Origin of the sequence: Halovivax asiaticus JCM 14624, from assembly GCF_000337515.1 — an archaeon.
In the GTDB taxonomy this organism is placed as follows: domain Archaea; phylum Halobacteriota; class Halobacteria; order Halobacteriales; family Natrialbaceae; genus Halovivax; species Halovivax asiaticus.
This window is the reverse complement of record NZ_AOIQ01000003.1, coordinates 17,943-40,424: the sequence shown is the minus strand read 5'-3', so window position 1 is coordinate 40,424 and position 22,482 is coordinate 17,943. Positions and strand designations below refer to the sequence as shown.

The 22,482-nt window shown below is 64.4% G+C and carries 21 protein-coding genes; 8 read left to right on the top strand and 13 right to left on the bottom strand.

Features of this window, described 5'->3' with window-relative positions:
* Positions 1-63 precede the first annotated feature (63 nt).
* Complete coding sequence (locus tag C479_RS00810; RefSeq protein ID WP_007696428.1) at positions 64-339, top strand: HalOD1 output domain-containing protein; 276 nt, start codon at positions 64-66, stop codon at positions 337-339.
* 33 nt (positions 340-372) lie between these two features.
* Here the strand turns inward: C479_RS00810 and C479_RS00805 are convergent, their stop codons facing one another.
* The 3 genes from C479_RS00805 to C479_RS00795 all read right to left on the bottom strand — a co-directional run bounded on the left by C479_RS00805 (position 373) and on the right by C479_RS00795 (position 3,882).
* On the bottom strand, positions 373-1,128 hold the full coding sequence (locus C479_RS00805; RefSeq protein ID WP_007696426.1) for a ribonuclease H-like domain-containing protein: 756 nt from the start codon (positions 1,126-1,128) through the stop codon (positions 373-375).
* A gap of 69 nt (positions 1,129-1,197) precedes the next feature.
* Positions 1,198-3,006, bottom strand: a complete 1,809-nt coding sequence (locus C479_RS00800) for an AAA family ATPase (RefSeq protein ID WP_152415771.1) — start codon at positions 3,004-3,006, stop codon at positions 1,198-1,200.
* A 231-nt stretch (positions 3,007-3,237) separates the two neighbouring features.
* Positions 3,238-3,882: a DUF7504 family protein gene (locus C479_RS00795; protein ID WP_007696422.1), complete on the bottom strand. Its 645-nt coding sequence runs from the start codon at positions 3,880-3,882 to the stop codon at positions 3,238-3,240.
* Positions 3,883-4,083: 201 nt separating this feature from the next.
* Between C479_RS00795 and C479_RS00790 the strand changes: the two genes are divergently transcribed.
* The gene (locus C479_RS00790) at positions 4,084-4,959 is read left to right on the top strand and encodes a DUF7547 family protein (protein WP_007696421.1); all 876 of its coding nucleotides are present in this window, start codon (positions 4,084-4,086) and stop codon (positions 4,957-4,959) included.
* Positions 4,960-4,998: 39 nt separating this feature from the next.
* Here the strand turns inward: C479_RS00790 and C479_RS00785 are convergent, their stop codons facing one another.
* From C479_RS00785 to C479_RS00745, 9 genes are all read right to left on the bottom strand, one after another.
* Entirely contained in the window at positions 4,999-5,391 is a 393-nt protein-coding gene (locus tag C479_RS00785) for a hypothetical protein (protein ID WP_007696420.1), read from the bottom strand.
* The gene (locus tag C479_RS00780; RefSeq protein WP_007696419.1) at positions 5,388-6,545 is read right to left on the bottom strand and encodes a thiolase family protein; all 1,158 of its coding nucleotides are present in this window, start codon (positions 6,543-6,545) and stop codon (positions 5,388-5,390) included. The genes C479_RS00785 and C479_RS00780 overlap by 4 nt, the downstream gene beginning before the upstream one ends.
* A 103-nt stretch (positions 6,546-6,648) precedes the next feature.
* Entirely contained in the window at positions 6,649-7,629 is a 981-nt protein-coding gene (locus tag C479_RS00775; RefSeq protein ID WP_007696418.1) for an MBL fold metallo-hydrolase, read from the bottom strand.
* A 171-nt stretch (positions 7,630-7,800) separates the two neighbouring features.
* A complete protein-coding gene (msrA, locus tag C479_RS00770) occupies positions 7,801-8,343 on the bottom strand; it encodes a peptide-methionine (S)-S-oxide reductase MsrA (protein WP_007696417.1) in 543 nt (180 codons plus the stop codon).
* Between the two features lie 126 nt (positions 8,344-8,469).
* Positions 8,470-9,135: a cyclase family protein gene (locus C479_RS00765; protein WP_007696416.1), complete on the bottom strand. Its 666-nt coding sequence runs from the start codon at positions 9,133-9,135 to the stop codon at positions 8,470-8,472.
* An 86-nt stretch (positions 9,136-9,221) separates the two neighbouring features.
* Entirely contained in the window at positions 9,222-9,533 is a 312-nt protein-coding gene (locus tag C479_RS00760; protein ID WP_007696414.1) for an AzlD family protein, read from the bottom strand.
* A complete protein-coding gene (locus tag C479_RS00755; RefSeq protein ID WP_007696412.1) occupies positions 9,526-10,389 on the bottom strand; it encodes an AzlC family ABC transporter permease in 864 nt (287 codons plus the stop codon). Before C479_RS00755 ends, C479_RS00760 begins: the two co-directional genes overlap by 8 nt.
* A gap of 144 nt (positions 10,390-10,533) precedes the next feature.
* On the bottom strand, positions 10,534-11,163 hold the full coding sequence (locus tag C479_RS00750; protein WP_007696410.1) for an HD domain-containing protein: 630 nt from the start codon (positions 11,161-11,163) through the stop codon (positions 10,534-10,536).
* Positions 11,164-11,313: 150 nt separating this feature from the next.
* Positions 11,314-11,979 carry a 2,5-diamino-6-(ribosylamino)-4(3H)-pyrimidinone 5'-phosphate reductase gene (locus C479_RS00745; RefSeq protein ID WP_007696409.1) on the bottom strand — a complete coding sequence of 222 codons (666 nt, stop codon included), beginning with the start codon at positions 11,977-11,979 and terminating at the stop codon, positions 11,314-11,316.
* 227 nt (positions 11,980-12,206) lie between these two features.
* On the opposite strand from C479_RS00745, the gene C479_RS00740 reads away from it, so the two are divergent.
* The 5 genes from C479_RS00740 (at position 12,207) to C479_RS00720 (ending at position 19,821) form a co-directional block, all read left to right on the top strand.
* A complete protein-coding gene (locus C479_RS00740; RefSeq protein ID WP_007696408.1) occupies positions 12,207-13,478 on the top strand; it encodes a Single-stranded DNA binding protein in 1,272 nt (423 codons plus the stop codon).
* Positions 13,475-15,232: a hypothetical protein gene (locus C479_RS00735; protein WP_007696407.1), complete on the top strand. Its 1,758-nt coding sequence runs from the start codon at positions 13,475-13,477 to the stop codon at positions 15,230-15,232. The genes C479_RS00740 and C479_RS00735 overlap by 4 nt, the downstream gene beginning before the upstream one ends.
* A gap of 2 nt (positions 15,233-15,234) precedes the next feature.
* A complete protein-coding gene (locus tag C479_RS00730) occupies positions 15,235-16,098 on the top strand; it encodes a metallophosphoesterase (protein WP_007696406.1) in 864 nt (287 codons plus the stop codon).
* Between the two features lie 83 nt (positions 16,099-16,181).
* Complete coding sequence (locus C479_RS00725; RefSeq protein ID WP_007696405.1) at positions 16,182-19,076, top strand: DEAD/DEAH box helicase; 2,895 nt, start codon at positions 16,182-16,184, stop codon at positions 19,074-19,076.
* A gap of 106 nt (positions 19,077-19,182) precedes the next feature.
* Positions 19,183-19,821 carry a protein sorting system archaetidylserine decarboxylase gene (locus C479_RS00720; protein WP_007696402.1) on the top strand — a complete coding sequence of 213 codons (639 nt, stop codon included), beginning with the start codon at positions 19,183-19,185 and terminating at the stop codon, positions 19,819-19,821.
* Positions 19,822-19,896: 75 nt separating this feature from the next.
* Here the strand turns inward: C479_RS00720 and C479_RS00715 are convergent, their stop codons facing one another.
* A complete protein-coding gene (locus tag C479_RS00715) occupies positions 19,897-22,080 on the bottom strand; it encodes an AAA family ATPase (protein WP_049906996.1) in 2,184 nt (727 codons plus the stop codon).
* 147 nt (positions 22,081-22,227) lie between these two features.
* Here C479_RS00715 and C479_RS16865 point away from each other — a divergent pair, with 147 nt between their 5' ends.
* On the top strand, positions 22,228-22,362 hold the full coding sequence (locus tag C479_RS16865; protein ID WP_007696398.1) for a DUF7128 family protein: 135 nt from the start codon (positions 22,228-22,230) through the stop codon (positions 22,360-22,362).
* Positions 22,363-22,482 lie beyond the last annotated feature (120 nt).

Below are 22,482 nucleotides of genomic sequence, written 5' to 3'. Positions count from 1 at the left end.
ATTATGGGATATAATTGGACGATCCCGTTACCTTTATGAGTGACGATGGGCTCGTTCGATGCAATGCTGGTTTCAGCGGATCGATCAGCGGGGGTGGAGGAGTCACTGAGCGTCTCGATCGTCAGTGCGATTGCGAACGCGGAAGGCGTGGACCCGACGGCCATCCGGCCGCCGGAGTACGAAGCGCTCTATCACGTGTGTAATCCCGATGCACTGGAGGCATTGTTCTCGTACGACGACGATGCAACGCCAGGATCGGTTCAATTCGAGTTCTGTGGGTACGACGTCACCGTCACCAGCGATGGGTCGGTATCCGTCTCCGACCCGGTCCCAGAGTAATCGGGTTCGACACGATCGACTCTCGGCTGAGGACTAGTCCGTCGTCGAGTAAGCGTCGCGGAAGATCGTTTCGTCGAGTCGAGTCGTCACTTCGGTCGCGATCGGTTCGAGATTGATCGTGTCGGCCTGATTGTACTCGACGAGCGTCTCGAGTGCTGACTCGCTCCCTCGTTCGTACTCGTGCCAGAGGCGAACGGCGTCACGGCCGGAGATGTCCGGCCGATCCCGCTCGATGCCGAGGGAGCGTTCGACCTCGGAGAGCCCACCGGTAAGTCCGACGGTCCGACACGCCGAGTAGAGGTCCATGTGCGGCAGTGTGAGATCGAGATCGAAATTGTACTCGAGAAACGGGACGTCGAATCGACGGCCGTTGAAAGTCACTAGCAACGGCACGGAGTCGAGGCGGGCAGCGAGCCGGTCGGCTGTCAGGTCATCGCCACGAACGAGGGTTTCCGCGGTGCCGTTCTGATAGAGCGAGACGGTCGTAACCACGTTGCGTTCCCGACTCAATCCGGTCGTCTCGATGTCGAGGTAGCACGCCTCGGAACCGGCGTTTTCGAACAGTCGCCAGTGGGAGTTCGCCGGCACGCACTCGGCGAAGAAGTCGTAGGCACCCCGGTCGAGTCGTTCCTGGGCGGTCTCGATGAACGACTCGATCCGATCGGACAGCGTCTGTCCGACGACCGACCCGTCGAACGCCTCCCAGTGCGTGACGCCGGCCTCCCACAGTTTCCGTTCCGTCTTTTCGCCGACGCCACGAACTGGATTGAAACTGTTTTCGATACGCACAGCCGTTCTGGATCGGCTGCGGCAAAAAGGAACTCGCTTCGGATCGAACTGTCCTGGACGGATCTGGGACTAGTTGCTGTCGGAGAGATACAAGGTTCGATCGATCACTTCGACGATCGCTGCCTCCCACTGGGAGACGTCAGTTCCCTCGGCGTCGGGAATATCGACGACGATCCGGTTGCCCGCAACGGACACGTCGACGTCCACGTCGCTCTCGTTGGCGAAACTCTGGAGTTGATACGTGAGTAGACGCTTCGTGGATTGCCCCGCATCGGCCGTCTCCAGATCGTACACGAGGACGACACCATCGTCGTCTTTCTCCGCACTGGACGTCACTCCATGAGCGGACCGAGAGAGCGAGGGGTTCGACTCGTTGACCGCTTCGACGGCATCGTCTACCGTGAGAGACGGCTCCGACGTGTCGTCCGGGGAAAACTCCTCGAACGTAAACTCCATATCTGGCGTCTCATCGATCTCCCCCGATTGGGCATCAGTAGCCTCGGCCTCGTCCAGCTGATCGTCCGCCTCGCCGTCAACTGCTTCGACAGTATCACTCTCGGAAGGAACCGGTTCCACGGCGGTCGTTGACTCCTCCGCCGCGGCTTCGTCGTCGGACGGTTCGATCTCATCAGTCGCTGGATGTGACTCATCGGTTCCAGTGGCTCCGAAATCGAAGTCGTCCTCGCCGACGTCGTCTCCGCCAGTTCCGATCACGTCCACATCGTCACCGTCAGTCTCGGTTTTGGCGGGCTCCGTCGTGATCGAATCCAGCGTCTCCGTCTCCGAGTCGCTCGTTTCCGCCGATTCCGCTTCGCCGGAAGTGGACGATTCCGCTGTCGACGACGCTGAATCGGCCCGTTCACCTGCAGCATCGATCTTGGTGTCAGCATCGTCCTTGGGTGACGCTTCGGCGTTGCCGTCGGGTGACGATGGCTCGTCGGTTCTATCGTCCTCCGCTTCGAGTCCGTCTGTACCGTCGCTCTCCCCGGATGCATCATCGTCCCAATCGTTGGCTTCCTGCGAGTCACGGGGTGTCGCCTCCGTCGTGGCTGCTCCATCGGGATCGACGACGATCGGTTCGTCGGATGGGTCCGTCTCGTCTCCATCAGTATCCGTCGGTGTCGGTTCGACGTTTCCGGCCTCGAGTTCCCCGGCAATGGGCGATCGACCGTCGACGACGGCGTCCCAATCGATGCGGGTTCGATACCAGGGCGTTCGATCCGGCGACGTGATAAATCGGCCGCTGTTCGGCGTCGAATCGCCTCTGTTAGGGGTGCCATCGGTAGACGCAGTCGACCCTTCGTCGGCAGAACCCGTCTCCGCGTTCGCGACTTCCTCCGCATCCGACCACGCAGCGGTTTCGGCAGCACTCCGAACGGGCGTCGGATCGGCGCCGACCGATTGTCTCGACCGTTGCCGTTCGGCATCGGTTCGGCCGTGAGACTCGCGCTCGGTCGCATCACTCGGTTCAGACTGGTCACTCGCAGTCGAAGACGCATCGGCTCGAGTCACGTCTGCGTGTTCTGAGTGGGTTCTTTCAGTACGTGGAGAGCGACGATCAGTTGCAGGGTCCCCGGCCGGATTGTCAGGGCGGGAAGACGGGTGCGGCCCCGCCTGCGCCCCTGAAGACCCACCGGATGTGATCGTTCCGCCCCCGCTCAGGTGGACCTGGGGTCCGCCGCCTCCGGAAGCGCCGGAGACGGCTCGTTCCATCTCGGTGAGATCGTCGTCGACTGTATCTTCCAGTTTGTCGATCTTGTCCGCCACACCACGGATGGCGAGCGCGACATCCCAGAGGACGACCACACCGAAGAACAAGAGGGCGAGCAACACCGTTACCGCAACGCCGCCGAGAATTTGTGCGTCGACTGCGACCATCTGTATTCGATACTGGAATCGGCCGTTCGACGTATAGTGTTTGTTGCCGTATCGAGCCCTAAATCGACGCTCGAGGCGTCCGTATTCGTGCCGTTCGACGGGGTTCTCGCCGGTATCCGTCTGTACCGCTATTTCCATCACTGTGGTAGAACCCGAGAAAACGGGACTGAAACCGCCCACACTGGCGACCTACTCCACCGTAGTTGCCGGGATCTCAGCTGTACTGGTCGATCACAACGGCAGCCACTCCGTCGCCGTCTCGCTATCGCGAAGGTCCCAGCGATGTTCGATGGTATCCCCGGTCGATCGCAGTGTCACGACGGCATCGAAGAGCGGCTCGAACAGGCGGACGGCCTCGGACTCTCGTTCGATCGGGAGATGATAGTGGCCCATTCCTCGACTACGGCGTATTCGGGTCGACAGCACGTGTAGCAATCGGAAGACGACCTCCGAATCGTACGAAGCTAACAGTTCGGCAACCGAATTGACGCAGACGCGGAGCGATGCCGGCCCGAGATCGGTTCTGGATTCGAGTTGGTCAATGCGATCGACGAACTCCCGACCGACCACTCCGAGGGACGGGAGAGCGGTGAGATGGTCCTCCGTCGTCGGCTCGACCGCCGTCGAATCCGGGTCGAGGAGCAAATACTGTGTCTGCGAGGTTCGATCTGCCTGGATTTGGGATCGGTCGGTGGAAACGACGATTCGGTGCGTGGTCGATTCACTGGCGCCCAGAAACCGAGAACAGACGTGCCCGTGACTCGACGCCGCCGGTTCGCCAACGAGCAGGACGTTACTCCCGTTCCGTTTCAACGCTCCGAGTTCCTGGACGAAGGAGGAACGCTCCGGAACGCCAACCCCAAGCTCGCTTCCCATTCAATCAGTGTATTGCCACTACTACAAATAAGTATTGCGGCCATAAAATCATCCATCAGAACTATCCAGTGGTAATACTGAATAGGTGTTCGTCTCCAGTTCACTGACGGGTTTGGGCTACGAGACCAGTGCACAGGAGCAGAAGAAAGAGCGGGTGTCGCACGGATTACCTTTATTCGCGTCGAGTCCGAGTCGATAGCCATGAGCCGAGACAAACGCACGGCGGCACTCGAGGATCTTGCGGACGCGATCCGCGATCTGAGTGATGCCATCGACGACCGTCCACGTGGCCGATCCGTGAGGCCACCTTCAATGAGCGACCTGCTTCGAGTGACGGACGAACTGGCAATTCCAACGCTGATTACGCTCCTCGAAGCACAGATACGGGCGCTCAAGGCGATGCAACGGGGGTCACGACTCGTTCGCCGCGGGAACCAGGCGGAGGGCCGAATACGCTCGTCGATCAGAAAGGGGCGCACTCGGCGTCCAGATACCGACGGCATGGTCGACCAACTTGGAACGACCATCGATGCGATTCAGGCCCGACTCGGTGACACCGACGAAGAGACACAGGCCCTGCTCGACCGGACCCGATCGATCTACGAGGAGATCGATCGGACGATTGCGCCACAGACTGACGACAGCTCCAGCCGAGACGACGGCTACCGAATCGAGATCGACGACGGTGACGGCGACACGACCGGTAGCGCAGAAGGAATTGGCGGACGGCCGAGTACGGGATCGACGAGATCAGCTGCCGATCACGTCGACGTCGATGCAGAACTCCGTACCCTCAAGGACCAGTACGGCACGGGGGCCGAACCCGATCCCCGAGCTGGCACGGACGACACACACGACGGTGAACAGTCCGGTCCGCCGGGCCAAACGGACGACCCAACTGTCGATAGCGACTCGGTAACTGATGGACAATCGGCCGTCGATGACGGAGCGGACGCTGGAAGCGGTTCGCACGACGAATCCGGTTCGAACGACGACGAGCAAGAACCCGCCAAACAGGATTCCGAGGAATCGACCACCGACAGTGCCGAGGACGAGCCTGGAGACGTCGATCGGTAACTCCCCGGAAAGTCCGTGTGGAGCGTGGAGCCGCTCTTCTCACTCCGAAACGGGCTCGAAACGATAGCCGTCCCAATCCTGACTGTCCCGTGCTCGCACGCTGGGTTCGGGATCGCGCAGTTCGTCGACGTACACCGGTTGTACCGTCTGACCGATCGAGACGTCTCCGTCAACCTGGCCGATCGCCCTCACCCATTCGCCGTCGACGGTGAATTCGACGATAGCGAGTGTGTTCGGTTCGCGGACGCCCGGCGGAGGAGCCGTATTCGTTGTCCAGGTGAGGACTTCGGCCGTATACTCGCTCAGGTCGATCGATTCGATCGGGTCGCCGCCGTCCGGGCCGACGGGATGGCCTGGATACGTGATCGTCCCATCGTCGTAGCGAACCGCTTCCATCGGTGGGGTGTCATCCGTCGAGTCAGCGTCGCTCATGCGCCCACCTCCAGAACCGATGTCGTGACGCAGTTACCGAACCCGCCGACGTTACAGCACAGGCCGACGTCCGCCGAAACCTGTCGTGGCCCCGCGTCTCCGAGGAGCTGTTCGTACACTTCGACCGCCTGTGCGACGCCGCTGGCACCCAGTGGATGCCCTTTCGACTTCAGCCCACCGGAGGTGTTGACCGGAAGTTCACCGCCATCACGATCCGTGTAACCCTCCTCGGCGAGTTGCCACGCCGTCCCGCGGTCAGCGAAGCCGAGCGCTTCCAGCTGGAGGAGTTCGAGAATCGTGAACATGTCGTGTAGTTCGGCGACGTCGACGTCGTCGGGTCCGTAGCCGCTCATGTCGAACGCACCACGCGCGCTCTCGGCCACCGCCCCCATCCACGTCGGGTCCGGCCGTTCGTGAACGACGTGCGTGTCCGTCGCGCCGTCGACGCCGGCCACCACGACGTACTCGTCCGCGTACTCCCGAGCGACTGATTCCGGACAGAACAGCAGCGCTGCAGAGCCGTCGGTGATCGGACAGAAATCGTACAGGCGGAGCGGGTCGGCGACGATCGGAGACTCGAGAATCGTCTCTTTCGACACCGCCTTCTGAAACTGGGCCTTCGGATTGTCGACGCCGTTTCGATGGTTCTTGGCGGCGACCGACGCCAGCGATTCCCGCGGCGCATCGTACCGGTCCAGGTAGCGTCGCGCTGTCAACCCTGCGAACGACGGAAGCGTCAATCCGTGTTTGTACTCGACGGGATGCGTGAGCGAGGCGATGACGTCGGTCGCCTCCGCCGTCGATCGATGGGTCATCTTCTCACCGCCGACCAGCAACGTCATGTCGCTCGCACCGCTCGCGATCGATCGCCAGGCGGCGTAGATACCAGCACCGCCGCTCGCACTCGTCTGATCGACGCGTTCAGTATAGGCCGGCAGGGCACCCAGATCGTGGGCGAGCGCGTTCGATACCCCCGTCTGTCCCTCGAACTCGCCGGCAGCCATGTTCGACACGTAGAGGTGGTCGACGGCGTTCGGATCGACACCGGCGGACGTCAGGCACGAGTGCCCCGCCTCGGCCAGTAACTCTCTGATCCAGGCCGACCGGTTTCCGAACTGCGTCATCGACGCACCGATGATCGCCACGCGTTCCATGCTCGACCGGTCGGCCACGGACGGGTTAAACGGTGGGGATGCTGGCCAGTGTGGCGAGCGGACAGGATTCACAATGGGGATGCCAGCCGATATCGGAAAGCGATCAGTACGCTGGAAGCACGTCCGCCGCGGCAGCGTCTTCGTCGAGCAACCGATACTTCCCGTCAATCCGATCGACCACACCGGCTCGGTCTAGATGATCCAGGTGAGCGAACGCTTCACCTGGCCCGTGGAGGATGTGAATCGCCTCGAGCGATCCGAACAGGGTTGCACTCACTTCCCAGGCGGTCGCCGGCCCCTCGGAGCGAAGCGCTTCCAGGACGTTGTCCGTGCGCTCGTGGTGGTGTTCGAGGATCGTTCGAGCCCGATCTTCGGGGTCCTCGATGACGTCTCGATGACCGGGCCAGACGCGATCGTAATCGGCGTCGATGATGGCCGTGATGGACCCGACGTAGTGTTCGAGGGGATTATCGAGCCGAAGGTCCGCACCGCCGACGTTCGGGGTGTACACGGGGAGGAGGACGTCCCCGACGAATGCCTCGCGGTCGCCATTATGCTCGAACGCGAACGTACAGTGGCCGGCCGAGTGGCCCGGGGCGTGGGTGACGGTGATCGAGACGTCGCCAACCTGTATCTCGTCGCCATCCGCGATCGTGGTCATCTCGTCGGGGCCGTCGATCGGAGGCACGGCGTCGAAGAACGACCGTAGTTCCTCGCGTTTCGACGCGGGCATTCCCCACTCCTCGAACCGACGCTCCTGCAACTCGTCGTACGCTGCGTGGGCGTCCGGGTCGCGGGCGACCATCGGAGCGGCGTCGGCGTGCACGTAGATCGTCGCGCCACTCTCGTCCGCGATGGGGCCGGCCAGGGCGGCGTGATCGATGTGATGGTGCGTGAGCAACACCGCATCGATATCCGCCACCGACCGCCCGTGCTCGGCGAGGCCCGACTCGAGCTGATCGCGGATGTCCGGCCGGTGGATGCCGGTGTCGATCAACGCCGTCTCTCCGGCCGATTCGAGGAGGTAGGCGTTGTTCTTGCCCTCGAATTCGTGGTTTCCGAGCGAGATAGACTCCAGGTTCACGGGTAAAGAGACGGAACAGTCGTACGTATCCTTGTTGGAACCGGCACGGAAGGCGGTGAGAGCCGGAATGGGGGAAATAGAGAGCCGAACGCTGAGCAAACGGCCGCAGCTGGCCCGAGAGACGAATGGAGTGGCTACGGACGCAACGAGTCCAGCCGACGACCGATGGGCCTACGGCTGCAGCTCGGGTTCGACGCGATCAGCAAACTGTTCGCGGACTTTCTCGAGTTTCGGCGCCGCATGCATCCGGCAGTACGCATCGTTCGGGTTCTTCTCGAAGTAATTCTGGTGGTGCGCTTCGGCTTCGTAAAAGGTATCAAGCTGTTCGATTTCGGTGACGATCTCGTCGTCGTAGAGGTCCTGTTCCTCGAGTTCAGCGACGAACGCCCGCACGAGAGAGTCCTGTCGGTCGCCGTGAGTCAGGACGATCGATCGGTACTGCGTGCCCACGTCGGGACCCTGTCGGTTCAGTTGCGTCGGGTCGTGTACCGTGAAGAAGACTTCCAGCAGGTCCTCGTAGCCGACGACGTCCGGGTCGTAGGCGACCTGGATCACTTCGGCGTGGCCAGTCTCGCCGGAGCAGACTTCCTCGTACGTCGGCTCCTCCGTGTGACCGCCGGCGTAACCGGAGGTGACCGAGTCCACACCCGCGAGTTGCTCGAAGGCACCCTCGATACACCAGAAACACCCGCCGCCGAACGTTGCGCGTTCCATACCCACGCTAGTCGCCGAACGTGTATAGGGATGACGGGACCGGAAGGACGAGAGAGCTGGTCCCAAGAAGGACGGACAGAAGCGCCACAGTCCAGATCAGGCGCTTACACGTGAGCCCACGGACGGTCAGACGATCGCCACGGCCCGCACCGGCGCGCCATCGGGAGCATCGATCGACAGTGGATAGGCACACACCTCGAACGTGTCGTCAGTCGGCAGTCGGTCGAGTCCGCGCAGGTTCTCGAGGATCATTCGATCCTGTTCGAACAGTGCGTGGTGAGCTGGGTACCCGTCAGGTTCGTAATTGCCGCCTCGTTGGGTTGGCGTCGGGTCCACGTTCGACGTATCGAGACCGAGGTGAACGTCCGCATCCGCAAGTATCGTCGCCGCGTCGGCGGTCACGTAGGGATGGTCGTGGTACGTCTCGGATCCCCAGTGGTTGTCCCACCCCGTCCGGAGTAAGACGAGGTCGACTGCGTCGCGTGTCCACGTCTCGGATGCAGTCTGCACGTGGGTCGTGTCTATCGCTGTTCGTGAATCGAGCCCCGTACAGTCGAGGACGACCGCGGTGAATCGGAACGTTTCGAGGTCGTACTCGTCGATCGACCGACCGTTCTCGAGCAGGTGCGCCGGCGCGTCGACGTGCGTCCCGGCATGGGTCGACAGCGTCAGTTCCGCCGTCCGGTAGCCGTCCCCGTCGACCGTCGCCAGTGGGTGGCACTCGACGGCTGGATCGCCCGGGTACACGGGCATGGAGTCGCGAATTCGGTGAGAGAGATCGTACGTTGCCATCGATAGATGGTCGAGTCGAGGGGAGACGGACCAAAGGCAATTGCGTTCGCTCCCTGAACGCTCGTCGCCAGACGGGTACACACCACTCACAGCAGCGCTCTGAATCCGACGACGGCGACGAGTCCCGCGAGGAGGGCGACGAGTAAGCGATTCGTGCGCCAGGCCACGAACGCGACGACGCCGGCGGCCGCCCACTCGGCCGGGCCGCCGTCGACCAGCTCCGGGCCGAGGATCGAGACGACGATCGCACCCGGGAGGACCGAGAGGCCGGCCTCGACGCGGTCGCTCACCTCGACTCGACTGAGTATCCAGAGCCCGCCGATTTTGGTCGCGAACGTGGCGACGGCCATCGCGAGGACGACGCCGGCGACGAACGGATCTATACCGAGTTCAGCCATCGTGGCGGAGCACCTCCACGATCGCGGCGGCTCCCCCGCCGGCAATGATGTACCACTGGCCGGACAGGGTTTCGGCGGCGACGACGGCGACGCCCAGCGCGACGGCCCACGGCAGGAGACTCGACCGCCCGTCCCAGAGGTCGACGGCGAGCGCGACGAACACGGCGGCGAGGACGAAATCGAGCCCGTAGCGTTCGGGAGACCCGATGGCTCCGCCGGCGACCACCCCCAGAATCGTCGCAGCGACCCACCAGAGCCACAGGACGACCCCGCTGCCGATCAAGAACGCACCCCGCCCGCTGCCAGACGTGAGGTCACCCATCGTCAGCGCCCAGTTCTCGTCCGCCATGAAGAACAGACTCCCGTAGGCCTGCCCTGGCGAGAGCGACCGGAACCACGGTTCCAGCGCGGCGCCCATGATCGAGTACCGGAGATTGATCGCGACCGTCGCGAGCATGATGGTCGCGACGGGAATCGGCTCCGACCACAGTTCGACGGCCACCATCTGAGAGGCGCCGGCGAGTACCGTCGCACTCATCAGCGCCGCCTCACCGACACTCAGTCCCGCACGATCGGCGAGCATTCCGAAGGCGACGCCGTACCCCGCGACGCCGATCGCGACGGGGAGTCCTGTCGTGAATCCCCGACGGAAGCCAGCCCAGCCGAACGAGACAGGGCCGACCGATTTGGCCGGCGCCGGTTCCGATGGAGGGGTCTTATCGACCCCTGCTGAATCGGCCTCCGCACCCGTACCGGCTTCGTCCGTCCACGTCGGCTTCGCGCCGTTCGATCCCGTAGCGTGGCTACTGGCTGGGTCCGACGAATCGACGTTCGCTTCGGTGTTCTCGCGTGTCATTCTCAGGTTCTCCCGCTCCAACCTCCTCCATCGCACAGCGGTTTGCAACGAATCCGGCGCCTGTCGCCAAAGCACTCTCGGTCGCGGTCAAGTGTGCCGAAGAGATTGACCGGTCGTGGGCCACGACAACTGTCTCGATCGCTCCTACGCGTCACCCGAGCGCTCCTGTTCGAAGCGTTCGAGGAAGGTCTCGACGAACTCGTGGCGCTCGGCGGCGATGGCCCGACCAGCGTCGGTGTACATCCGCTCACGCAAGGTGAGGATCTTCTTCGTGATATGGTTTACCGACGTCGCTCCGCCGGGCGTCTCGTCGGCCGCGAGTGGGCGGTCGGGGTCGTGCATCGGAAAGCCGTTCGTCCCACCGTGAGAGAACACCCGGGCGATACCCACCGCGCCGAGCGCGTCGAGATTGTCCGCATCGCAGAGCACCGTCGCTTCCGGAGATTCCGGCTCGACGTCGTTCGAGTACCGATGGGCACGAATACAGTGACCGACCGCGTCGATCGTCTCCGGATCGACGCCGGCCGATTCGAGGATCGTCGCGGCCTCCGCCGCACCCCACTCTGCGTGATCGTCGATCAAACCGTCGTCCTCGCGCTGGCGACCGATGTCGTGGAACCAAACGGCATACCGAAGTATCGTTTCGTCTACGTCCGCTCGGTCCTGTGCGAGACGGGTGGCGAGTTGGTGGACCCGTCGCACGTGTTGCCAGTCGTGGGCCGGGGCTGCGTCCTCGAAGTACGAACGGGCTATCGCACGAAGGTCCGCTTCCATCGAGCCGAACGTGTCGGGTCGGCGTAATCAGTCGTTCGGAAATCGGTCACCACATCGGAACGGCTGAGTGAACGACCTGGGTGCCTTCGACAGGTCGATCAGCTCCGGAGCCTGCAGTCCGCTGGATGGGTACTGCGTTCCGGTTATTGGTTACCGGTCGACGGTCCAGGTCAACACGACGCCATCGCCGACTCGCTCCACATCCGACAGGGAGAGCGCGGGAAATGCCTCGACGAACCCCTCGCCGTCGGCAAGCGTCGGTGCCTCCCGACCGCCGACGATCTGGGGGCCGACGAATACCGAGAGTTCGTCGACGAGGCCGGCGTCGAACAGCGAGAAGATGAGTTCGCCACCACCTTCGACCATGATATCTTCGAGGCCTTCGTCCTGGAGTGTGGCGAACGCACGCAGGAGATCGACGCGTTCCTCGCCGGCCGTGACGAGCGTCGCCCCGCGTTCGGCGAGCGCCGAGCGGCGTTCGACGGGAGCCGCTTCGCTCACGAGTACGTACGTCTCCGCCGCGTCGTCGAGGACGGTGGCGTCGGCCGGCGTGCGCGCCCGGGAGTCGGCGACGATACGGGCCGGATTCGCCGCTCGCCCGGCATCGACGCGGTCGGCGCGCAACGACGAGGATTTGACGGTGAGGCTGGGGTCGTCGGCGAGGACCGTCCCGACGCCGACGGCGACTGCGTCACTCTCCGCTCGCAGCCGGTCGACTCGCTCGAAATCCGCGTCGTCACTGATCGCCAGTTGCGTTCGCTCGCGCGTCGAGAGCTTGCCGTCCGCACTCATCGCTGCGTTGACGACGACGTGCATTGTCGATGTGGATATTCGGGAGACCTGGGTTAATCGTTGTCGACCTCGACCGCCGGGGAGTACCGTCTCGTCTGGCCGCTGCATCGAGCAGCCACGATCGTCCGGTGGAGAGCGGGTCGCGATCGTTCGAATCCAGGGGCGAGTCACGATCGGCCGAATCCGGAGACGGGTTCACTTTCACTCCGCGCTACGAACCCTTTTGTTGGGCGCACGCTTACGCACCCGTGATGGAACTCGACAGCCACGCCGAGGAGCTCGCCTCCGACCTCGGTGTCGACAACGAGGAGGTCAAAGCGGATCTGCAGAACCTGGTGGAGTACAGCGTCCCCATCGACGAGGCCAAACAGAGCCTGCGACGCAAGTACGGCGACGGCTCGACCAGCTCGTCGGGGCCGACCACGAAGTCGATCGGGGAGATCACGCCGGAAGGGAGTAACGTCAGCGTCACCGCGGTCGTCCTCTCAGCGGGCGAACGATCGATCAGGTACCAGGGCGACGACCACGTCATCGTCGAGGGCGAGCTCGCCGACGAGACCGGGCGCATCGACTACACCGCCTGGGAGGACTTCGGGCTCGAACCGGGCGAGACGCTCACCATCGGCAACGCTGGCGTCCGTGAGTGGGACGGGGAACCGGAACTCAATCTCGGCGAACACTCCGCGATCTCGGTCACGGACGACTCGCTCGACGTTCCGTACGAGGTCGGCGGCGAGTCGACGCTCGCGGCCCTCGAAACGGGCGATCGAGCCAGAGCGGTGGAGGTGACCGTCCTCGAGTGTGAGACCCGGTCGATCGACGGCCGCGACGGTGAGACCGAAATCCTGAGTGGCGTGTTCGGCGACGAGAGCGGTCGATTGCCCTTCACCTGCTGGGATCCCAGATCCGAGATCGAAACCGACGCCTCCGTTCGGCTGGAGAACGTCTACGTCCGCGAGTTCCGCGGCGTCCCGGAGGTCAACGTCTCCGAGTACTCGAGCGTCGAGACGCTCGACCGAGATATCGACATCGGGACCGACGCGCCCTCGCTCGGCATCGGCGAGGCGGTCGACAGCGGCGGCATTTACGACGTCGAATTGACCGGCACCGTCATCGAGGTACGCGATGGGTCCGGACTCATCCAGCGCTGTCCCGAGTGTCGCCGCGTCATCCAGAAAGGACAGTGTCGCACGCACGGCGAGGTCGACGGTGAGGACGACCTCCGCGTGAAGGCCATCCTCGACGACGGTACGGGTACCGTCACCGCCGTCCTCGACGACGAACTCACCGAAGCCGTCTACGGCGGCGGTCTGGACGACGCGCGAGATGCCGCCCGGGAGGCGATGGACCAGTCCGTCGTCGCCGACACGATCCGGGAGCGCATCGTCGGACGGGCTTACCGCGTTCGCGGCCACCTGTCCGTCGACGAGTACGGCGCCAACCTGGACGCCACCACGTTCGAAGAGGTGAGCGAGGATCCCACAGACCGTGCGACCGCGTTCCTCGCGGAGGTGGAGGCATGAGCACAAACGGGACCGACGACGAGAACCGGCCCGGACGCGAAGTCGCGTACCGACTCTTCGCGACGGAGTTCGACGACTCCGTCGTCTCCTACGCCGAGAGCGACGAAGAACGGGCGCCCAACTACGTCATTTCACCGACCGGCGCTCGACTCAATCGAATCTTCGTCGTCGGCACGCTCACCGAAGTGACCGACGTCAACGACGAGATGGTCCGGGCACGAGTGGTGGACCCGACCGGGGCGTTCGTCGTCTACGCCGGACAATACCAGCCCGACTCCCTGGCGTTTCTCGAACGGGCCGACCCACCGGCGTTCGTCGCCGTCTCGGGCAAGGCACGAACGTTCGAACCCGACGACGGCGACCAGGTCTACACCTCGATCAGACCCGAGAGCCTGGCGATCGTCGACGCCCCGACGCGCGACCGCTGGGTCGTCGACACGGCCGAGCACACGATCGATCGAATCGAGACGTACGCGGCCGCTGCCGACCTCGACGTCGACGACTCGACACTGTCAGCGGTCCTCCGCGCCAACGGACTCCCGGATGGCCCCGCCGAGGGAATCCCCCTCGCGACGCACCACTACGGGACGACGCCCGCGTACCTCGACGACCTACGGGAGGTCGCCATCGACGCCGTTCGCGTCGTCGCCGAAGACAAATCACAGGTCGAGGCGACCGCCGGCTCGCCGACGGAGACGGCGTCGGATGCCCCATCGTACGCGACACTGGCCGACGGCCGATCGCTTTCGATCCCGGACGACCTGACTGCTGACGAAACCAGTGACGACGAAGCCGTCGACGACGTCGCGACGTCGACCGACGCGTCGGCCGGTTCGGCAGTCGGCACGGCAACGGCGAGCTCCACCGACTCGACAGGCGACACGACCGCTTCGGACGCAGTCACGGACGACGTTTCGGATTCGTCCGAGACGGCAGCCGCCGAGCCAACCGAGACCGAACCGGAAGCCGACGAGTCCGAGGGTGAATCAGCCAACACCCGCTCCGAAGACGAAGGAGAAGCGTCTGACAGTACCGAAGACGAAGAAGAAACGACGGACAGTACCGGAGACGAACTCGGTGACTTCGAGACGGAACCGTCGACCGATGCAGACGAACCGATCGACGAGTCTGTCGACGAAGTTAGTGCGGACGATTCGACGGACGGTGAAGACGAAGAATTAGCAGGTGACGAAGCTACGGAGCAAGCGAGCGATGGAGACGAGGACTCTCCGACGGACGAAGACGTCGGGCCGACCGACGACGAACCGGTCGTGGAACTCGACACGGATGCGGACGATCTTGATCCCGACGACTTCGAAGACGGGATGTACGAGCTCGACGAGGACGAGCGGGCGGCCGTCGAGGAAGAGTACGGGACAGACTTCACCACCGGCACCGACGTCGGCGAACCCGGGGAAGCTGACATCGACGTTCCTGATGCAGCCGACGTCGCGCCGGAGGGGGAGGGATCGGCCGAGGACGCCGACGCTCCCACGTCTACTACGGAGACCAACTCCGCCACGTCCGACGCGACCGACGAGAACGCGACCGGTGAGGATCTCGACTTGCAGACGCGCGTCGTCGAGGCCATGGGCGAACTCGACGACGGTGAGGGTGCCGAACGATCGGCGGTCGTGGAACTGGTCGCCGGCGAGACGGACGCCGACGAAGCCGCCATCGACGACGCGATACAGGATGCGTTGATGGGCGGCGAGTGCTTCGAACCCGCCGAGGATCGACTGCAGGCCATCTGAGCATGAGCCACGTCGAACCGATCCCCGGGGAACCCGCTGCGGTCGGTTCGATCGATGGTGACCGGACACTGTTCGTCGCCGACTACCACGCCGGTATCGAGGCCGCGCTCCGGTACGAACGTGGCGTACAGGTACCGAGCCAGGCCGAGGACCGTCGCGAGCGGCTCTGTGCTCTCCTCGATCAAACCGATGCCGACCGACTGGTCGTCCTCGGCGATCTGATGCACTCGATCGGTGATCCCGGTGGGGCCGAACGTGGGGAGATCGAGGTGCTGTTCGAGTCGTTGCCGCCGATCCCCGTCACGCTCGTCAAGGGCAATCACGACGGCGCGATCGAATCGTGGTTGCAGGAGGTGATCGACGACGCGAGTCGCGGGCGACCGGGGTCGGCCACCGGCGCGACCGAGTTGACGGTGCTCGATGGCGATGGGGGCCGGCTCGGCGCCATCGGCGTCTGTCACGGTCATAGCTGGCCGACAACAACGGCCATCGAGGCCGACGTGCTCTGTTTTGGCCACGAACACCCGTGTGTCCGTCTCGAAGACGAAGTCGGCGGCAGTCGCGTCGAGTCCGTCTGGTTCCGCGGCGAACTCGATCGGGCGAAACTCGGCCCTGGGGGACCAGCGGCTCAGGACGACGACGATGCGACCGACGGGGCCGACCACGTCGATACCGACACGGGATCAGTCACTCCCAGCGACGGACTCGAGTTCGTCGTGTTCCCGGCGTTCAACGAGCTCGCCGGTGGCACGTGGATCAACGTCGAGGGGCAATCGTTTCTCTCACCGATGCTTCCGGATGGACTCCGGACGGGTGAAGCGTACCTGCTCGACGGAACGCGACTCGGTCCCTACGAGTCCATCTGAGAGACCCCGTTCGGACGCGGTGACCGTGGGGACTGCGATCCGAGAACAATGGGCTTATGGAGCGTTCGTCCCTATGGACGGCGATGACTGACGGGGACGCGGCGGCGTTTACCCACCTGGGTCCGGCCGTCCGCGAGGCCCTCTCCGATCGCGGCTTCTCGACGCCGACCGCGCCACAGCGACTGGCGATTCCACCGCTCGCCGCGGGGGATAACACGCTTGTGATCGCCCCGACGGGGAGCGGGAAGACCGAGACGGCGATGTTGCCCGTCTTCGACGATATCGTCTCGGCGCGGCGCGAAGCCCGACGAACTGGAGCGGGAGTGAGTGACGGTGGCGAGGCCGGAACGGCGAGCGACGAGGAGACCGACGGGTTTCGCGCGCTGTACGTGACGCCGCTTCGGGCGCTCAACCGGGACATGCTCGACCGACTGGAGTGGTGGGGCGACGAACTCGACGTGTCCGTCGACGTCCGCCACGGCGATACCACACAGTACCAGCGGAGCAAGCAGGCCGAGAATCCCCCGGACGTCCTGATAACGACGCCCGAGACCATCCAGGCGATGCTTACCGGCGAGCGGTTGCGCGACGCGCTGGCCGATCTTTCGCATATCGTGGTCGACGAAGTGCACGAACTCGCCGCGTCGAAACGAGGCGCGCAGCTCTCGATTGCGATGGAGCGGCTGGTCGAGCTCGCCGGCCCCGTCCAGCGAATCGGCCTCTCCGCGACGGTGGGAGATCCAGCGGCTGTTGGACAGTTCCTCACCGGCGGGCGACCCTGCGATATTCGGGAGATCGACGTCGGGAGTAACGTCGACGTCACCGTTCGCGAACCGACCGTCACCGACGAGGATCGCGACCTCGCGGGGAAACTGATGACGGAGGTAACCACGGCGAGCCACGTCCGGCTCATCCGGGACATCGTCGCCGAGAACGAATCGACGCTCGTCTTCGTGAACACGCGCCAGACCGCGGAGGCGCTCGGTTCGCGATTTCGCGAACTCGACCTTCCGATCGGCGTCCACCACGGTTCGCTGTCGAAGTCCGCCCGAATCGAGGTGGAAGATGACTTCAAGGCGGGCGAGTTGGACGCCTTACTGTGTACTTCCTCGATGGAACTCGGCATCGACGTGGGTCGGGTCGATCACGTCGTTCAGTACCAGAGTCCGCGACAGGTCGCCCGACTCCTCCAGCGCATCGGCCGGGCGGGCCACCGCATGGACGAGGTTTCCTCGGGGACGATCGTCACGACGCGGGCCGACGATACGTTCGAGGCGATCGCCATCGCCCGACGAGCCCGTCAGGGGCAGGTCGAGGACGCTGGCATTCACGAGGGGAGTCTGGACGTCGTCGCGAACCAGGTCCCCGCGATCGTCCACAGTGCCGGCGATACGTTCGTCGACGACGCCTACGAGATCGTCTCGCGAGCGTACCCCTTCCGTGACCTGACAGAGGAGACGTTCCGCGAGGTACTCTCGGAGCTCCACCGCAACCGGATCGTCTGGTTCGACGAGGCCGAGGATCGGATCGAGACCAGCGGCAGTACCTGGCAGTACGTCTACGCCAACCTCTCGATGATCCCGGACGAGGAGACCTACGAGGTTCACGACATCGCCTCCGGCGGCCAGATTGGGACGCTCGACGAACGGTTCGTCGTCAACTTCGCCTCCCCGGGCGAGATATTCATCCAGCGCGGCGAAATGTGGCGCATCGCCGAGGTGGACGACGACGAGGGTGTCGTGAAGGTGAGCCCCATCGAGGACCCCGCGGGTGAGGTACCCTCCTGGATCGGTCAGGAGATCCCAGTCCCCTACGACGTTGCCCAGGAGGTCGGTGAAATTCGGACCGTCGCCGAACCGCAATTCGCAGGCGGTGCGGACGAGGACGCGGTCGCTCGCGAACTCGAGACGCGATACCCGAGCGATCGGAAGACGCTCTCGTCGGCCCTTTCACAGCTCGAACGACAGATCGACGCCGAACATGCGATGCCGACGACGGATCGGATCGTGCTCGAACGACAGGGCCGGGACGTCGTCGTCAACGCCTGTCTCGGACACAAGACCAACGAGACGCTCGGGCGCGTCCTCTCTGCCCTCCTCGGTCAGCAGTCCGGGTCGTCGATCGGCCTCGAGACCGACCCGTATCGGATCGAACTCGAAGTGCCGACGAGCATCGCGACCAGCGACGTCGTGGCGATTCTCGAGGAGACCGACCCCGCCCACGTCGAGACCATCGTCGAGCTCGGGCTCAAAAACTCCGATGCGCTCGCCTTCCGCCTCGCGCAGGTCTCCGGCAAGTTCGGCGCGCTCAAGCGCTGGGACGGCTCGGCCAGGCTGTCCAACGACCGATTGCTGGCCGCGCTCGAAGACACACCCATGTACGCGGAGGCGGTCCGCGAAGTGTTCCACGAGGATCTCGATCCGGACGCGGCCGCAGGCGTCCTCGAATCGATTCAATCGGACGAGATTACCGTCGAAATCGTCCGTGGGCGGACGTCGGTCGGAACCGGCGGTCACTCCTCCGGGAAAGAGTTACTTGCCCCCGACAACGCGGACGCGAGTATCATTCAGACCGTGAGGGATCGCATCCGGGACGACCGCGTGATTCTGTTGTGTACCCACTGCACCGAGTGGCTCTCGCGGACGAAGGTTCGCCGCGTCCCCGAGCAACCGGAGTGTCCGGAGTGTGGGTCCACTCGCATCGCCTCGCTCAATCCGTGGGCCGACGAGGTGGTCGACGCGGTTCGGGCCGAGGAGAAATCCGACGAGCAACGCGAACAGACCGAACGCGCGTTCCACGCGGCGAGTCTCGTCCAGAGCCACGGCAAACAGGCCGTGATCGCGATGGCCGCCCGCGGCGTCGGGCCGCACAACGCCGCCCGGATCATCAACAAACTTCGCGAGGACGAAGACGAATTCTATCGCGACATCCTCAGACAGGAACGCCAGTACGCACGCACCCAATCGTTCTGGGATTAGCCGTCCGAGAATCGAATCAGCCGCTACGTCCGTTGCGGTCTCCCTCCCCGTCCACCACCGATGGGTGACACGAAACGATCAAACGAACCCGTGGCCAACGACCCGTATGAACGTCGCACCGGGGGCGTGGCGCTACGCGGCCGGACCGCTACTCGCCGCCCCGTTCGGTTTCTTCGTCCACCCCCTCGCCGGACTCGGCCTGTTCGCGCTGGGCGGGTTCGTGCTCTGGTTCTTCCGCGATCCGGAGCGCTCAACGCCGCCGTCAGGTGTCGTCGCGCCGGCGCACGGGAAGGTCTCCGTGCTCAGAAAGGAAGGTGAGACCGTCCGACTCGGTATCTTCATGAACGTCTGGGACGTCCACGTGATCCGCTCACCTGTCGACGGGCAGGTGACGGACGTAGAACACACACCCGGTGCCCACCGCCCGGCGTTCTCGAAGGACTCGGACCGCAACGAGCGTGTACACGTGCGGGTCGCCGCCGATGCCGACGACCGCGCTCCGCCCATCCAGGAGGTGACCATGATCGCTGGTGCCTTCGCCAGGCGAATCACGCCGTACACCGAGGCAAGCAACACGCTCTCGCGGGGCGAACGTATCGGCCACATCGCCTTCGGCAGCCGGGTGGACGTCGTGTTCGCCCCGTCGGTATCGCTCGACGAGGTGCAGGTGTCGCCCGGAGACAAAACCACTGCCGGGGAGACGATTATTCTCGACGAGGCAGAACCCGACGGCGACGACGTGTAGAAGTGGCCGTGTGTGGATGTCTAGGGCCGATTCGAGTCCACTCGACGACGCTCAGGGAGGAAAGCCCAACTCGTGTTACTCGACCGTCTCGCGGGCGCGCTCGATGTGTTCGCGTTCGATGACGACCTCGTCGGCCCGCTCGTTCGCCTCGTCGGGATCGTCGTAGCGGTCGGCGACATCGCGGATGGCGTGCATCGATGCATCGCGGACGATGGCCTCGATATCTGCGCCAGTCGTCCCCTCGAGTTCCGCGGCGAGTTCGGCCAGATCCACGTCGTCGGCCAGCGGTTTATCGCTCGCGTGGACCGCGAGGATCTTCTCGCGCGCTGGGCGGTCCGGTTCCGGGACCAGGACGTGCGTGTCGAGGCGCCCGGGGCGGAGCAGGGCTGGATCCAGATCGTCCATCCGGTTCGTCGCGGCCAGGACGACGAGATTGGGGTTTTCGCGCATGCCGTCGAGTTCCGTGAGCAGTTGCGAGACCACGCGCTCGGTGACCTCGTGGCTCTCGCCACGTCGCCCGACGAGGGCGTCGATCTCGTCGATGAAGATGATCGAGGGTGCCGACTGCCGGGCGCGCTCGAAGAGCTTCCGAATCGCCTTCTCGCTCTCGCCGACGTACCGGTCAAGTACCTCCGGCCCGTCGACCTGAACGAAATTGACGTCCGTCTCGCCGGCGAGCGCCCGGGCGAGGAGCGTCTTGCCGGTCCCAGGCGGCCCGTACAGGAGGACGCCGGCCGGCGGATCGGTGTTCGTCTGCTCGAAGAGCTTGTCGTACGTGAGGGGCCACTCGACCGATTCGGTCAGCGTGCGTTTCGCCGAGTCGAGTCCGCCGACATCGTCGAAGTCCGTGTCCGGCGACTCGGCGACGTACTCGCGCATCGCCGACGGTTCGACCGACGCGAGTGCGGTGTCGAAATCGGCCCGCGTGACGACCGGGTCCGCGTTCCACTCGGTGCGCGCAGCTTCGTCTGCGGGCCGGCGACGAATCGCCGCCATCGCCGCCTCACTGGCGACCGAGTCGAGATCGGCCCCGACGAACCCGTGCGTTCGTGAGGCGAGCGTCTCGATCGAGACGTCGTCCGAAAGCGGCATACCGCGCGTGTGAACTTCGAGGATTTCGTGACGACCGGCCTCGTCCGGCACGCCGATCTGTATTTCACGATCGAAGCGCCCGCCCCGACGGAGCGCTTGATCCAGCGCGTCCACCCGATTGGTCGCACCGATCACGATGACGTCACCACGGCCGTCGAGACCGTCCATCAGCGAGAGGAGTTGCCCGACGATGCGGCTCTCGGCGTCGGCGTCGCCGTCACGCGCGCTCGCGATGGAGTCGATCTCGTCGAAGAAGATGATCGTCGGCGACTCCTCGCGGGCGCGTTCGAACGCTTCCCGCAGTTTCTCCTCGGACTCACCCTTGTACTTCGACATGATCTCCGGGCCGGAGATGGAGATGAAGTGGGCGTCCACCTCGTTCGCGACGGCCCGTGCGATCAGGGTCTTGCCAGTGCCGGGCGGTCCGTACAGGAGGACGCCGGATGGGGGCTCCACGCCGAGTCGCTGGAAGAGTGCCGGCTCCGACAGCGGGAGCTCGATCATCTCGCGGACGAGTTCGAGTTCCTCGTCGAGCCCGCCGATGTCCTCGTACGTGGCCCCCGAAGCGGGCTGTGATCGGGCACCTGTCGCGGCCGGTTGATCCGTCTGGTCGGCGTTCACTTTAGCCCGGTCACCAACGTCCGTCGCGTCTGGTCCATTGCTCACGACGACGTCCGTGTCGGTCGTGATGCGAACGTCACCGTCGGGAACGGTCGCGACGACCCGGAACGGTTCCCCGGCGACCCCCTCGATTCTGATCTGCTCGCCGGCCCGAACGGGCCGATTTCTGAGTTTCTGGTTCGCGACCCGTTCGGTAAGGTTGGTCTCGGCCTCGTTGGCGACGGTGGGTGCGGCCAGGACGACTTCGTCTGCCGGCGAGATCGACGAGCCATCGAGCGGACGCACCGTGACGCTATCTCCGACGTGCACCCCTGCATTGGCGCGCGCGTCGGCGTCGATCTGGACGACGGTGTCGTCCACCGTCGGATCGGCCGGCCACATCTTCGCGACGGTCGAGTCCGTCCCCTCGATAACCACCGAATCCCCGCTCAGCACACCGAGTGCGCGGCGGGCCGGTTCCGGTATTCTGGCCACGCCTCGCCCGGCGTCTCGCTTCTCGGCTGCACGCACCGAAAGGCGTACTCCGTCAGTGTCCGACTCGCTCATGGGAGGTCTTACGTGGCTGTCACCTTGAGAATTATCCTCGCCGGCAGTGTGGCCAGGGGCCAGAATCAGGGACCGTTTGTGCCCCATCTCCCAAGGTTATGGTAACACGACACAATGCATTTCCGATCACGGCCCGTTGTCGCCGACATGGTCGCCGAAACCGAGCGGGACGGTGAGACGTGGTACGAGTGCGACGGCTGCGGCATGCTGTTCGACGATAGGGACGATGCGACCACGCACGAAGGCAATTGCGACGAGGAAGATCCGATCTACATCCAGTGAGAGCCTGATTCGGTAGCAGACAGAGTTACCGAGAGACGAGACTCGTCGGGACGCTGTGGTGGTGACTCACGAGCGTACGCGTTCGTCTCCGTTGTCGGGAGACCGATCGAGGTTCCGAGA

What these genes read in the sequence shown, in the direction of transcription:
- C479_RS00735 (WP_007696407.1), top strand. Translation starts at nt 13,475, where the DNA reads ATGAGCACAAACGGGACCGACGACGAGAACCGGCCCGGACGCGAAGTC.
- C479_RS00790 (WP_007696421.1), top strand. Translation starts at nt 4,084, where the DNA reads ATGAGCCGAGACAAACGCACGGCGGCACTCGAGGATCTTGCGGACGCG.
- C479_RS00745 (WP_007696409.1), bottom strand. Translation starts at nt 11,979, where the DNA reads ATGCACGTCGTCGTCAACGCAGCGATGAGTGCGGACGGCAAGCTCTCG.
- C479_RS00740 (WP_007696408.1), top strand. Translation starts at nt 12,207, where the DNA reads ATGGAACTCGACAGCCACGCCGAGGAGCTCGCCTCCGACCTCGGTGTC.
- C479_RS00750 (WP_007696410.1), bottom strand. Translation starts at nt 11,163, where the DNA reads ATGGAAGCGGACCTTCGTGCGATAGCCCGTTCGTACTTCGAGGACGCA.
- msrA (WP_007696417.1), bottom strand. Translation starts at nt 8,343, where the DNA reads ATGGAACGCGCAACGTTCGGCGGCGGGTGTTTCTGGTGTATCGAGGGT.
- C479_RS00725 (WP_007696405.1), top strand. Translation starts at nt 16,182, where the DNA reads ATGACTGACGGGGACGCGGCGGCGTTTACCCACCTGGGTCCGGCCGTC.
- C479_RS00720 (WP_007696402.1), top strand. Translation starts at nt 19,183, where the DNA reads ATGAACGTCGCACCGGGGGCGTGGCGCTACGCGGCCGGACCGCTACTC.
- C479_RS00810 (WP_007696428.1), top strand. Translation starts at nt 64, where the DNA reads ATGCTGGTTTCAGCGGATCGATCAGCGGGGGTGGAGGAGTCACTGAGC.
- C479_RS00760 (WP_007696414.1), bottom strand. Translation starts at nt 9,533, where the DNA reads ATGGCTGAACTCGGTATAGATCCGTTCGTCGCCGGCGTCGTCCTCGCG.
- C479_RS00785 (WP_007696420.1), bottom strand. Translation starts at nt 5,391, where the DNA reads ATGAGCGACGCTGACTCGACGGATGACACCCCACCGATGGAAGCGGTT.
- C479_RS00755 (WP_007696412.1), bottom strand. Translation starts at nt 10,389, where the DNA reads ATGACACGCGAGAACACCGAAGCGAACGTCGATTCGTCGGACCCAGCC.
- C479_RS00800 (WP_152415771.1), bottom strand. Translation starts at nt 3,006, where the DNA reads ATGGTCGCAGTCGACGCACAAATTCTCGGCGGCGTTGCGGTAACGGTG.
- C479_RS00795 (WP_007696422.1), bottom strand. Translation starts at nt 3,882, where the DNA reads ATGGGAAGCGAGCTTGGGGTTGGCGTTCCGGAGCGTTCCTCCTTCGTC.
- C479_RS00715 (WP_049906996.1), bottom strand. Translation starts at nt 22,080, where the DNA reads ATGAGCGAGTCGGACACTGACGGAGTACGCCTTTCGGTGCGTGCAGCC.
- C479_RS00765 (WP_007696416.1), bottom strand. Translation starts at nt 9,135, where the DNA reads ATGGCAACGTACGATCTCTCTCACCGAATTCGCGACTCCATGCCCGTG.
- C479_RS00730 (WP_007696406.1), top strand. Translation starts at nt 15,235, where the DNA reads ATGAGCCACGTCGAACCGATCCCCGGGGAACCCGCTGCGGTCGGTTCG.
- C479_RS16865 (WP_007696398.1), top strand. Translation starts at nt 22,228, where the DNA reads ATGGTCGCCGAAACCGAGCGGGACGGTGAGACGTGGTACGAGTGCGAC.
- C479_RS00780 (WP_007696419.1), bottom strand. Translation starts at nt 6,545, where the DNA reads ATGGAACGCGTGGCGATCATCGGTGCGTCGATGACGCAGTTCGGAAAC.